Genomic DNA, 12,217 nt, shown 5'->3' on the forward strand with positions numbered 1-12,217 from the left:
TGAAACTTTTGGTTGATGGAACTCAGGTGTGTTCACGCAAACGGGTTGTGGCGTTGTTCCCACTCGCTCATCCACAGGGCAAAGGCCTGTGGCTCCACGGCCTTGCTGAAGTAGTACCCCTGGGCTTCCTCGCACTGGTGAGCCTTGAGGAACTCCAGTTGCTCAAGGGTTTCCACGCCTTCGGCAATGATGTGCAGGTTCAGGCTCTTGCCCAGGCTGATGATGGTGCTCACCAGCTTTGCGTCATTACTGTCGATGCTCAGGTCGCCGACGAACGACTGATCGATCTTCAACACATCCACCGGAAATTTCTGCAGGTAGCTCAGGCTCGAGTAGCCGGTGCCGAAATCGTCGATGGCCAGCCGTATTCCCAGGCGTTTGACGGCCTTGAGGATGGCGACGGTGGTGTCGACGTTCTGCATCAGCACGCTTTCGGTGATCTCCAGTTCTAACTGTGTCGGGTCGAGACCGGTTTCCTTGAGGGTCCGGGCGATGCCTTCGACGAAACCGCGCTGGCGAAAATCGATGGTGGAGACGTTCACCGACAGGTAGATCGGGCGCATGCCATCGGCTTGCCAGCGACAGGCCTGCTGGCAGGCTTCCTGGAGCACCCATTGGCTCAGCGGGACGATCAGGCCGCTGTCTTCGGCCACGGGGATGAAGTCCGATGGATAGATCAAGCCGATGTCAGGCCGGTTCCAGCGCACCAGCGCTTCGGCGCCGACCACTTTGCCACTCCTCAAATCGATCTTGGGCTGGTAGTGCAGCACGAACTCCTTGCGTTGCAAGGCCAGGCGCAGGCCCGATTCGATGGTTTGCTGCTGTCGCGCCCGACGGTTCATGTCTTCAGTGAAAAAACGGTAGTCGTTGGGGCCGGTTTCCTTGACGTTGCGCATCGCCGTTTCGGCTTTTTTGATCAACGCCACGGCATCGAAACCGTCGGCCGGATACATGCTGATGCCCAGGCTTGCGGTAACGGTCAGGTCGTGTCCGTCGATGGGGTGGGGCGTGCTGATGGCCGTCAGCAGTTTGTCGGCCACGCCTTTGGTCTGTTGCGAGTCGGTGATGTCTCCCAGTATCACCACGAACTCATCGGAGCCGTAGCGAAACACCGAGTCGGATTCACGCACCACCGTTGCCAGCGCCCGGGCCACCCGCTTGAGCATTTCGTCGCCCACCGGGTGCCCCAGTGCGTTATTGATACGCTTGAAACGGTCCATGCCGATGAACATCACCGCCAGTTGCCGGTCGTGGCGACGGCACTGGGCCATGGCCTGGGTCAGGCGATCACCGAGCAACATGCTGTTGGGTAACTCGGTGAGTACGTCGTATTGCAGCAAGTGGGAGACTTTCAGCAACTCCTGGACCCGTTCCTCGATGGTGCGCTCCAGACTGCGCATTTTTCTCGCCGCATCCTGGGCCAGTTGCCATTTCCAGGTCATGGCACTGGCCATCTGGCGGATTTCCAGGGTGTCGAAGGGTTTCTTCAGGATCAGCAACTGATCGTCGAACTCGATGCGTTCGGACATGGTTTCCCAGGAATAATCCGAAAACGCCGTGCACAGCGCGATTTGCAGCCGTGGGTCGGCCTCCCACAAACGCTCGATGGTTTGCAGGCCGTCCCAGCCCGGCGGCATGCGCATGTCGGCGAACACCAGCGCATAGGGCTGGCCTTCGGCCTGGGCGCGCTTGACCAGTTCCAATGCCTCTTCGCCCTGATAGGCCGAGTCGATCTGAAATTGCAGGCGGCTGACCTGGGGCGTGCCAAACAGCAGGCTTTCAGTGTCGTCCAGCGAGTCGTCGCTACCGGCGCCCGGGCTGAGGATCTTGCGGAAGTCCTGGTGGATCGCCGGGGTGTCGTCCACCACCAGGATTCGCCTGTTCGCCGGCACCGACATGGGGTTCATGGGTTGCTCTCCGATAACTGGCTGGCAGGCCGGGTCCAATGGTCCGTCACGGGAACGATGGTGCCGGCCTTGAGCAGTTCGCTGGCTTGCCCACTGTCTACGGCAGTGCTGAAGTAATGCCCCTGGGCCTGCATCGACCCGCCGCTGGACATCAGCGTGGTGCGTTGCTCCTGGGTTTCGACGCCCTCGGCAATGATCCCGATGCCCACATCCCGGGCGAAATTGATGATCGCTCGCAGCGTCATTGCGTTCTCGGGGTCGACGTTGGCGCTGTCGAGAAACCGTTGGGCGAGCTTGAGATGGTTGACCCGGTAGGTCTTGAGGTAATCGAACGAGGAGTACTCGGTGCCGAAATCATCGATGGCAATTTGTACGCCCAGTTCGCACAGACGTGGCAGCACGTCGTTGTGGGTCCACTTGGTTTGCGCCAGGGTGGCCTCGGTGACGTCAAAGCGCAGGTCCCAAGGGGCCAGTTCCCAGCGAGCGGTGGTGCGCAGCACGTCATAGATCAGCTCCGGACCGGTCTTGAGTTGCGTCAGGCAGAGGTCGATGGCGATCACCGGGGGCGCCATGCCCTGGTCACGCCACTGGCGCATCTGTTGACAGGCCTGGTCCAGCACCCAATGCCCCAGGCCAACGATGATCCCGGTCTTCTCGGCGGCCGGCATGAACGACGCCGGCTCCAGCCAGCCGCGCTCAGGGTGGTTCCAGCGCACTTGCACGCCCATGCCCAGGATTTTGCCGGTGCCCAGGTCGACCTCCGGCAGGTAGTGCAAATGCAGCTCGTTGTTTTCGATGGCCTGGCGCAGGTCATTGGCCAGGGCGACGCGGTCGGTGACTTCCTGATTAATCTCCTCGCTATGGAAATGGTACTGGTTGCGGCCCTTTTCCTTGGACCGGTACAAGGCCATGTCGGACTGTGCCATCAGGCTGTCGGCGCTTTGGCTCTGGGAGGAATACAGGCTGATGCCGATGCTCACGGAGATCCGCACTTCGTTGCCGTCCAGGGAATAGGGCGCCACCAGGGCATCCCGGATCTTGGCGGCCAGGGCGGCGCAATGGGTCGCTTCGTGGACATCCAGTTGCAGGATGGCGAACTCGTCGCCACCCAGGCGCGCTACCACGTCGTTTTCCCGGGTACAGCCCTTGATGCGTGCGGCGACCTCCTGCAGCAGCAGGTCGCCGATCGGGTGACCCAGGGTGTCGTTGATCCGCTTGAAATGGTCCAGGTCCAGGTAAAACATCGCAAACGGCGCCGCTCCCCGGCGAGCCGCGGCAAAGGCTTGATGCAGGCGCTCGATCATGGTGGCGCGGTTGGCCAGCCCGGTCAGGCCGTCGGTGCGGGCCAGCAGGGCGATTTTCTCCTCGGCCAGCTTGCGTTCGGTGATGTCAAGAATGATGCCTTCCACTTCCAGCAGCAGGCCCTGTTCGTTGCGCACCGGAATGTAGCGGTTTTCCACCCAGCGGAACGTGCCGTCGCCCGTGCGCATGCGGAACTCGATGGACGCCCCCGCCGTGTCGCGGTTCAAGACGCGGACCATGGCGTCGTCGATCTTGCTTTGGTCGTCGGGATGGATCAGGGTTTGCGCCCAGTCCGGCGAGTTGACCAGTTGCGCCGCCGCGTGGCCGAACTTGGTGATGTTGTGGGAAATGTACATCAGCGCGAACGGCGGCTCGCCACGCAGGCGATACAGGATGGTCGGGCTGTTCTGCACGATGATATTGGCGTCGGCCAGTTCCCGCGTGCGCTCCTGCACCGCGCGTTCGAGCATGTCCATTTTCAGCGCCGCGTCTTCGGTCATCTGCCATTTGACGGTCAGGGTACTGGCCATCTGGCGGATCTCGATGGCATCGAAGGGTTTTTTCAGGATGAGCAGGCGGTCGCCCAGTTCGAGGCGCTCGGCGATGTCTTCCCAGGAATAATCGGAATAGGCGGTGCACAGCGCCACTTGCAGCTTGGGGTCGACGCGCCATAGCCGTTCGATGGTTTCAAGGCCGTCCCAGCCAGGGGGCATACGCATGTCGATGAACGCCATGGCGTAGGGTTTGCCCTCGGCCAAGGCAGATTCGACCTTGTTCAGGGCTTCCATGCCCTGGAAGGCCGAATCGAGCACGAAACTCTGGCTGGCAACCGCCACAGGCGCGCCGAACAGGGCTGCTTCAGCGCTGCTCAGGCTGTCCTCGGGGATAGCATGGGGGCTGAGGATCTTACGAAAATCCTCGTGGATCGTCGGAGTGTCATCGACGATCAGGATCCGCCGGTTGGCCCTTTCCGTCGGCAGGCTCATGGCCGTGCACCGTCGCGATGCTGACTGTTGAACCGTGGATACATCTGATATCCCTTCCGTTGGCATGAGTATTCTGGCCTGTTCTTGGCCCTTCATGGTCTACAGCATAGCTGTCTCATTGAGATGCGCTCGGCCGGTCAAGGCAAAATCGTGTCTAAATTCACGCAATCTACTAGCCTCAAATTCGGGGGTAGCGTAGAACAGGTGTCGTTAACAGGAGGGGGGTCCAATGGAAGATCAATCGCAGGATGTACCGGTCAGGAAGCCGACGGTACTGTTGGTCGATGATGAAGAGTCGATTCTCAATAGCCTGCGTCGGTTATTGCGCAGCCAGCCGTACGAAATCCTGCTGGCTGACAGTGGCGCCAAAGCCCTGGAAATCCTCAAGGAGCGGCCGGTCGACCTGGTCATGACCGATGCCCGCATGCCCAACATGGACGGCGCCACTTTGTTGGCGCAGATTCGCAAGCTTTATCCGTCGACCTTGCGCATCCTGCTCACCGGTTATGCCGATGTGGACATGATGACCAAGGCCATCAACGAGGGGCAGTTGTATCGCTACCTCAGCAAACCCTGGAACGACGAGGAGCTGGTGCAGGCCCTGCGTCAGGCCCTGGCGCACCAGCACTCCGAAAGCGAGCGCCAGCGCCTCGAAGCGCTGAACCGCGAACAGAACGAACAGCTGCGGATACTCAACACCACCCTGGAAAAACGCGTGGCGTCGCGCACCGCCGAGCTGCAGCAGACCGCCGACATGCTCGACCTGGCCTATGACGAGCTCAAGCGCAGCTATGTGACCGGCACCGAAGTGTTTTCGCTGATCGCCAACCTGCGCCTGCCCAAGGCCAAGCAGACCAACCGGCAGATCATCGAGCTGATCCGGGTCTACAGCAGGCTGCACTTTCTGGACGAGTCCACCGACCGCGACCTGACCATGGCCGCGGCGCTCTACAACATCGGCAAACTGAGCTGGACCGACAACATGATGGTCACGCCCGCCGACATGCTGCACCACACCGAGCTTGATCTCTACCGGGCCTATCCGAAGCAGAGCGAGTCGCTGCTGATGACCCTGGACCCGATGAAAGACGCCGCGCGCATCATCCTCCATCACCAGGAACGTTGGGACGGCAGCGGTTTTCCCGACCATCTGCGAGGCGAGGCCATTCCGTTCGGTTCGCGGCTGTTGAAACTGGCGGTGGACTTCATCGAACTGCAGCGCGGGTTGATCCTGGAGCGGCAGATGAACAGCGACGAGGCGCTGGTCTACATCCGCAAATACGCCGGCAAACTGTACGACCCGGGCATGGTGGAGGACTTCATCAAGGCGTGTGGTGAATACCTGGACGACGTGACCTTGTCGGATCCGACGGTGCAGGTCATGACAACCCGCGACCTGACGGCCGGCATGATCCTGGCCCGCAACCTCAACGCCGACAACGGCATGCTGTTGCTCAACGCCGGCAAGGTGCTGAGCGCGCCTCTGGTGGAAAAGCTCATTGCTTTCGAAGCGATGGAAGGGGCGCGCTACAGCGTGTTCGTCAAAATCCCCGAAGAGGCAGACCCTTCGGTGCCGAAGCCGATGTTGGGGTGATGCAGATCTGACTGAGAGTACAGTCATCCTGTGGGAGCGAGCTTGGCTCCCACAAAAACTGCTCCCACAGTGGTTTTGTGTGGCGTCTGAAGGTGGCGCCGGGCTTTGCTCCCATCGCTGCGCTCTGTACCCTTGCGAGCATTTTTCTGCCCAGGGCATTTCATCATGACCACTCCCATCATCCGCATCGCCGCCGCTCTGTTGATCGGACCGGACGGCCGGACCTTACTGGTGCGCAAGCGCGGCACCCAGGCCTTCATGCAGCCGGGCGGCAAGATCGAGGCCCATGAGCAACCGGTCCAGGCCCTGGCCCGTGAGCTGGACGAAGAGCTTGGGCTGACGATTGATCCGGCACAGGCCCGTTACCTGGGGGCGTTCAGTGCCCCGGCCGCCAACGAGCCGGGTTTTGTCGTGCAGGCTGACGTTTTTTTACTGAGCATCGATGCGCCGGTTTCTCCCGCCGCCGAGATTGAAGAAGTGCGCTGGATCGACCCGGCCAGTGACAGCGATCTGCTGCTGGCGCCGTTGACAGGCGAGGTGATCCTGCCGTTTTATCGAGCCAGCCTTCTCGAGACGTGCTGACCCCAGACTCAAGGACTGACGCCCATGATTCCATTGCCGGACCTGCTGATTTTCGCCGCCGCCGCGTTGCTGATGGTGCTCACGCCCGGCCCGAACATGATCTACCTGATTTCCCGTTCGATCTGCCAGGGCCGCAAGGCCGGCGTCACCTCCCTGCTGGGGGTGGTGGCTGGCTTCTTCGTGCACATGTTTGCCGCGGCGGCGGGGCTGACGGCGGTGTTCCTGGCGGTGCCCATGGCCTATGAGGTGTTGAAATGGGCCGGCGCGCTGTACCTGTTGTGGCTGGCCTGGCAGGCAGTCAAGCCCGGCGCACGTTCGCCGTTCCAGGCCCAGCAACTGCCGGTGGACTCGACGCGCAAGCTGATCACCATGGGGTTCCTCACCAGTGCCCTGAATCCAAAGATTGCAGTGTTTTACCTGTCGGTGTTCCCGCAGTTCATCAGCCCGGAACACGGCTCGTTGTTCACCCAGAGCATCATCCTCGGGCTGACCCAGATCAGCGTCAGTTTCAGCGTCAACCTGCTGATTGCCCTGTTCGCCGCCGGCATTGCCTCCTGGTTCGTCCATAACCCCACCTGGTTGGCGGCGCAGCGCTACTTCATGGGGTTTGTGCTCGGCGCGCTGGCGTTGCGCCTGATGCTTGAACAACGGCGTTCGGCGTGAGCATTCGACGGCTTGCAGCGGGTGATGCCCAGGCGTATCGCGACCTGATGCTCCAGGCCTACGCGCTTCATCCCCAAGCTTTCACCTCCAGCGTCAGCGAGCGAGCGGCGATGCCCATGAGGTGGTGGGAATCACGTCTGAACAGTCGGCTGGATGTGTTGTTGGGGGCGTTTGTCGAGCATGAACTGGTGGGCATTGTCGGGCTGTCCCTGGAGCCGCGGGAAAAAGCCCGGCACAAGGCCACGTTGTTCGGCATGTACGTCGCTGACTCTCATCGCCACGCTGGCCTCGGCTACCAACTGGTGCAGGCGGCACTCGAAGAAGCCCGACGCCATTCGTTTTTACGGCTGGTGCAACTGACCGTCACCGCCGGCAACGATCCTGCCGTCAGGCTCTACCAGCGCTGCGGTTTCGTGCTGTACGGCCTGGAGCCGATGGCGATACGGGTGGACGAGGACTACCTCGACAAGATCCATATGTGGCTAGAGCTCTGAGTCGCTCAGAGATGAGTTCTCGAGTTTTTGATGAATGAGGGTTGTCGAGTTTTTGTGGCGAGGGAGCAAGCTCCCTCGCCACAAAAGCACTCAGCGCACGGCACTGACGCCGTCGAGGGTCGAAAACGAAGTGTCCTTGGCCGTCAGCAGAAAGTCGCGCATGTAGGGCGCATCGAGCATGTCGGTGCGCACGGCGGCATACAGCGTGGCGAACAAACCTTTCTCTCCCAGTCGCTTGGCCTTCACGTAGCCCCGCGAGCTGTATTCATGCAGTGCCCAATGGGGCATGCCGCAGACGCCACGACCGCTGGCCACCAGTTGCATCATCATCACCGTCAGTTCAGACGTGCGCACCTGGGCCGGTTCGATGTCGGCCGGCTCCAGGAAACGGGTGAAGATGTCCAGGCGATCGCGCTCCACCGGATAGGTGATCAGGGTTTCGCTGACCAGGTCTTCGGGCACGATGTAGGGTTTGTTCGCCAGTCGGTGCTGGTTGGCCACGGCGAGCATCGCTTCGTAGGTGAACAGCGGCACGTAGGTGATGCCCGCCAGTTCCAGCGGGTCGGAGGTCACCACCAGGTCCAGGTCGCCCCGGGCCAGGGCCGGCAGTGGGGCGAAGGCGAAGCCCGAGGCCAGGTCCAGCTCGACTTCCGGCCAGGCGTCGCGGAACTGGTCGATGGTGGGCATCAGCCACTGAAAGCAACTGTGGCACTCGATGGCCATGTGCAAGCGCCCGGCGGTGCCTCCGGCCAACCGACCGATGTCCCGCTCGGCGCTGCGCAGCAACGGCAGGGTGGCGTCGGCCAGTTGCAGCAGGCGCAGGCCGGCACTGGTGAAACGCACCGGTTTGGTCTTGCGCACGAATAGCTGCATGCCCAGGCGTTCTTCCAGTTCCTTGAACTGGTGGGAAAGGGCGGACTGGGTCAGGTGCAGGCGTTCGGCGGCTTCGACCAGGCTATCGGCTTCGCGCAGGGCATGCAGAGTCTTGAGGTGGCGGATTTCAAGCACCGTGGGCTCCATGAGTAAAACTCGTGATCAACACGAAAAGGTTGAGTTTGTCTCATGTGGGGCTGGCTGTCGACAATGGCGCCATCTTTTACAGGAGGACACACACCATGGCCCTGGCCCACACCTTAGGTTTTCCCCGCATCGGCGCCGACCGCGAACTGAAGAAAGCCCTCGAAGCCTACTGGAAGGGCGACCTGGCACCGGCCGCGCTGCAAGCGGTGGGCCGTGAATTGCGGGCCCGGCACTGGCAACTGCAGAAAGAGGCCGGCATCGACCTGCTGCCGGTCGGTGATTTCGCCTGGTACGACCAGGTGCTCAGCCACACTTTGACCCTGGGTGCCGTCCCGTCGCGATTCCACAACACCCTCGATGCTCAGGCCAAGCCGACCCTCGACACCCTGTTCGCCATGGCCCGAGGCGCCACCGCTGCCTGCTGCGGAGCTGATCACGGGCAAGCCCAATACGCTCAGGAACTGACCAAGTGGTTCGACACCAACTACCACTATCTGGTCCCGGAGTTTTCCGCCGACCAGCGCTTCGCCCTGAGTTGGGAGCAACTGTTCGAGGAAGTGGACGAGGCCCATGCCCTGGGACATCAGGTCAAACCGGTGATCATCGGCCCTTTGACGTATCTGTGGCTGGGCAAGGCCAAGAGCGAGGACTTCGACAAGCTCGACCTGCTCGAGCGTCTGTTGCCGGTCTACGGTGAAATCCTCAATCGCCTCAAGGCCCAGGGTGTTGAGTGGGTGCAGATCGACGAACCGATCCTCACCCTCGACCTGCCCCTGGCCTGGAAAAGCGCGTTCGAGCGGGCCTATCACATCCTTCAGTATTCGCCGTTGAAAAAGCTGGTGGCGACCTATTTCAGTGGTCTGGAAGACAACCTCGGCCTGGCGGTGAGCCTGCCGGTGGACGGTTTGCACATCGACGCGGTACGGGCGCCGGAACAACTGGGCCAGGTGCTCGATCGCCTGCCGACCTACAAAATCCTGTCGGTGGGGCTGGTCAATGGTCGCAATGTCTGGCGCTGTGAACTGGAACAGGCGCTGGCGCAATTGCAGCCGGCCCAGGAGCGTTTTGGCGACAACCTCTGGGTCAGCACCTCTTGCTCACTGTTGCACAGCCCCGTGGACCTGGAGCGTGAAGACCGACTGGACCCTGAACTCAAGAGCTGGCTGGCCTTTGCCGTGCAGAAATGCGGTGAAGTGGCGGTACTGCGTGATGCGCTCAACGATCCACAGGCACCCGGTGTGCAACACGCCTTGGCCGACAGCCGCGACGTGCATGCTCGTCGTGCCGGCTCGACACGCATTCACAAAGCCGAGGTTCAGGCCCGCCTCGCCGCGATAGGGCCACAGGACAGCCAGCGGCGCTCGCCGTTTGCCCAGCGCATGGAGCAGCAGCGCGCCCGGCTGAAACTGCCGGCCTTTCCCACCACCACCATCGGTTCCTTCCCGCAGACTCCGGCGATTCGCCTGGCGCGCCAGGCCTACAAGCAAGGCAAGCTGTCGGCCAACGATTATCAGGACGCCATGCACACTGAGATCCGCCATGCCGTGCAGATCCAGGAACGCCTGGGCCTGGATGTGCTGGTACATGGCGAAGCCGAACGCAACGACATGGTGGAATATTTCGCCGAACAACTGGACGGCTATGCCTTCACCCGTTTCGGCTGGGTCCAGAGCTACGGTTCGCGTTGTGTGAAGCCGGCAATCATCTACGGCGACATCAGCCGCCCGAAAGCGATGACCGTCGACTGGATCCGCTACGCCCAGAGCCTGACCGACAAGGTGATGAAGGGCATGCTCACCGGCCCCGTGACCATGCTGATGTGGTCGTTCCCTCGCGAGGACGTCTCGCGTCAGGTCCAGGCGCAACAACTGGCCCTGGCCCTGCGTGACGAAGTGCTGGACCTGGAAAAGGCCGGGATCAAAATCGTGCAGATCGACGAGGCCGCCTTCCGCGAAGGCTTGCCTCTGCGACGCGGGCAATGGCAGGCGTACCTGGACTGGGCCGTGGAGGCCTTCCGCTTGAGCGCATCGGGTGTAAGCGACGAAACCCAGATCCACACCCACATGTGCTACAGCGAATTCAATGATGTGATCAAGGCCATCGCCGACATGGACGCCGATGTCATCACTATTGAAACCTCGCGTTCGGACATGGAGTTGCTGGAGGCTTTCGAAGCGTTTGAGTATCCCAACGATATCGGCCCGGGCGTCTACGACATCCACTCGCCACGGGTGCCGGACACGGCCGAGATGGTGGCATTGATGAGCAAGGCGGTGAAGCGGATTGTGGCGGACCGGCTGTGGGTCAACCCCGATTGCGGCCTGAAGACCAGGGCGTGGCCGGAGGCAGAAGCGGCGCTGGTGAACATGGTGGCGGCGGCGCGGCAGTTGCGCAGTCAGTTGGCCTGAAGCCCGAATACTCTTACAGGTCAGGGGGAGTGCTCTGCTTTGCTTCATTTGACCGGGTGGAGCGACCATTTGGCAATCTTCATCAAACTGTCACGCAACTGTGGCAGCGCGCTTGAACAAACTTCATCAGACTCGCGCTCTACTGGGGTTCTGCGTTTTGGTGTTTCTTCATGCGTGTATTTATCTTTCTGGCCGCGTTGTTGTTCGGCCTGCCGTCGATTGCGGCTTCTCGATGTGATGTCAACGTTGCGACCCAACGGGTCGATCTGGATCAGGTCAGTCTGGCGTACCAGAGCATCGGCCGTGCCTCCGACCCGGCGTTGTTGCTGGTGATGGGCTTGGGCGGGCAGTTGATACATTGGCCGGACGAGGTGGTGGCGGCCCTGTGCGAGCAGGGCTTTCGGGTGATTCGCTACGACAACCGCGACGTGGGCTTGTCCGCCTGGCGTCAGGCGCCCGGCAGCGCCAACCTGGCCTTTGAAGCCTTGCGCTACAAGCTGGGCCTGCCCGTGGCCGCTCCCTACACCTTGACCGACATGGCCGACGACGGCTTGGGGTTGATGGACGCGTTGCAGGTGCAAAGCTTTCACGTACTGGGGGTGAGCATGGGCGGGATGATCGCCCAGCACATGGCGGCCATGGCGCCGCAGCGGGTGGAGAGCCTGACCCTGATCATGACCAGCTCGGGTGCCGAAGGCCTGCCGGCACCCAGCGAAACCCTGGTGCAGCTGTTGTCCCGGCGCAGTGCGCCGAATCGTGAAGTGGCCCTGGAACAACAGGCCGATCTGCTGGCCGCCCTGGGCAGTCCGATGGTGGTGGATGATCGTCAAGCACTGTTGCATCAGGCCGCCCAGGCCTATGACCGGGCCTTCAACCCCGAAGGCGTGCAACGCCAGATCATGGCGATCATGGCCGAGCCGAGCCGGGTGGCGCTGCTCAATCAACTGCGCGTGCCGACCCTGGTGGTTCACGGCACCGCCGACCCGTTGTTGCCGGTGATGCACGGCGTGCACCTGGCGGCGCACATCCGCGGCAGCCGTCTGAAGCTGATACCGGGCCTGGCCCACCGGTTTCAAGAAGCGTTCAAGGAACCGTTGCTGGGGGCGGTGTTGCCCTACTTGCAGCAGCATCGCGAAGACACCTCGCATTGGGCGCAGATCGAGCCGGTGCAGGTGCCTAACGTGCTCTGATAAACGGTCTTCCTAGTTTTTTGTGGCGAGGGAGCTTGCTCCCGCTGGGCTGCGAAGCAGCCCCCTAGGGT

Annotated in this window: 9 protein-coding genes; 6 read left to right on the forward strand and 3 right to left on the reverse strand. The window is 61.7% G+C overall.

Annotation, left to right across the window (positions count from 1 at the left end; genetic code table 11):
* Positions 1-32: 32 nt before the first annotated feature.
* Positions 33-1,907, reverse strand: coding sequence for a bifunctional diguanylate cyclase/phosphodiesterase (locus PSEUDOMOFG3G_RS03670; protein WP_139049241.1), 1,875 nt, complete (start codon positions 1,905-1,907; stop codon positions 33-35).
* The gene (locus PSEUDOMOFG3G_RS03675) at positions 1,904-4,195 is read right to left on the reverse strand and encodes an EAL domain-containing protein (protein WP_047230400.1); all 2,292 of its coding nucleotides are present in this window, start codon (positions 4,193-4,195) and stop codon (positions 1,904-1,906) included. The genes PSEUDOMOFG3G_RS03670 and PSEUDOMOFG3G_RS03675 overlap by 4 nt, the downstream gene beginning before the upstream one ends.
* A gap of 229 nt (positions 4,196-4,424) precedes the next feature.
* Between PSEUDOMOFG3G_RS03675 and PSEUDOMOFG3G_RS03680 the strand changes: the two genes are divergently transcribed.
* From PSEUDOMOFG3G_RS03680 to PSEUDOMOFG3G_RS03695, 4 genes are all read left to right on the forward strand, one after another.
* Entirely contained in the window at positions 4,425-5,789 is a 1,365-nt protein-coding gene (locus PSEUDOMOFG3G_RS03680) for an HD domain-containing phosphohydrolase (protein WP_047230399.1), read from the forward strand.
* Between the two features lie 165 nt (positions 5,790-5,954).
* Complete coding sequence (locus PSEUDOMOFG3G_RS03685) at positions 5,955-6,371, forward strand: NUDIX domain-containing protein (protein ID WP_047230398.1); 417 nt, start codon at positions 5,955-5,957, stop codon at positions 6,369-6,371.
* 24 nt (positions 6,372-6,395) lie between these two features.
* Positions 6,396-7,034 (forward strand): LysE family translocator, encoded by a 639-nt coding sequence (locus PSEUDOMOFG3G_RS03690; protein WP_139049242.1) that lies wholly within the window; start codon positions 6,396-6,398, stop codon positions 7,032-7,034.
* The gene (locus tag PSEUDOMOFG3G_RS03695; protein ID WP_139049243.1) at positions 7,031-7,528 is read left to right on the forward strand and encodes a GNAT family N-acetyltransferase; all 498 of its coding nucleotides are present in this window, start codon (positions 7,031-7,033) and stop codon (positions 7,526-7,528) included. Before PSEUDOMOFG3G_RS03690 ends, PSEUDOMOFG3G_RS03695 begins: the two co-directional genes overlap by 4 nt.
* A 90-nt stretch (positions 7,529-7,618) precedes the next feature.
* On the opposite strand, the gene metR is transcribed toward PSEUDOMOFG3G_RS03695, so the two are convergent.
* Entirely contained in the window at positions 7,619-8,536 is a 918-nt protein-coding gene (gene metR / locus PSEUDOMOFG3G_RS03700) for a transcriptional regulator MetR (protein WP_047230407.1), read from the reverse strand.
* Positions 8,537-8,643: 107 nt separating this feature from the next.
* Between metR and metE the strand changes: the two genes are divergently transcribed.
* Both metE and PSEUDOMOFG3G_RS03710 read left to right on the forward strand, forming a co-directional pair.
* Positions 8,644-10,956 (forward strand): 5-methyltetrahydropteroyltriglutamate--homocysteine S-methyltransferase, encoded by a 2,313-nt coding sequence (gene metE, locus PSEUDOMOFG3G_RS03705; RefSeq protein ID WP_139049244.1) that lies wholly within the window; start codon positions 8,644-8,646, stop codon positions 10,954-10,956.
* Positions 10,957-11,126: 170 nt separating this feature from the next.
* On the forward strand, positions 11,127-12,146 hold the full coding sequence (locus tag PSEUDOMOFG3G_RS03710; RefSeq protein WP_139049245.1) for an alpha/beta fold hydrolase: 1,020 nt from the start codon (positions 11,127-11,129) through the stop codon (positions 12,144-12,146).
* Positions 12,147-12,217 lie beyond the last annotated feature (71 nt).

Origin of the sequence: Pseudomonas sp. FG-3G, assembly GCF_901007645.1 — a bacterium.
GTDB lineage: Bacteria > Pseudomonadota > Gammaproteobacteria > Pseudomonadales > Pseudomonadaceae > Aquipseudomonas > Aquipseudomonas rhizophila.

Coding starts and splice junctions, on each gene's coding strand:
- PSEUDOMOFG3G_RS03680 (WP_047230399.1), top strand. CDS start 4,425: ATGGAAGATCAATCGCAGGATGTACCGGTCAGGAAGCCGACGGTACTG.
- PSEUDOMOFG3G_RS03670 (WP_139049241.1), bottom strand. CDS start 1,907: ATGAACCCCATGTCGGTGCCGGCGAACAGGCGAATCCTGGTGGTGGAC.
- metE (WP_139049244.1), top strand. CDS start 8,644: ATGGCCCTGGCCCACACCTTAGGTTTTCCCCGCATCGGCGCCGACCGC.
- PSEUDOMOFG3G_RS03710 (WP_139049245.1), top strand. CDS start 11,127: ATGCGTGTATTTATCTTTCTGGCCGCGTTGTTGTTCGGCCTGCCGTCG.
- PSEUDOMOFG3G_RS03690 (WP_139049242.1), top strand. CDS start 6,396: ATGATTCCATTGCCGGACCTGCTGATTTTCGCCGCCGCCGCGTTGCTG.
- PSEUDOMOFG3G_RS03685 (WP_047230398.1), top strand. CDS start 5,955: ATGACCACTCCCATCATCCGCATCGCCGCCGCTCTGTTGATCGGACCG.
- PSEUDOMOFG3G_RS03675 (WP_047230400.1), bottom strand. CDS start 4,195: ATGAGCCTGCCGACGGAAAGGGCCAACCGGCGGATCCTGATCGTCGAT.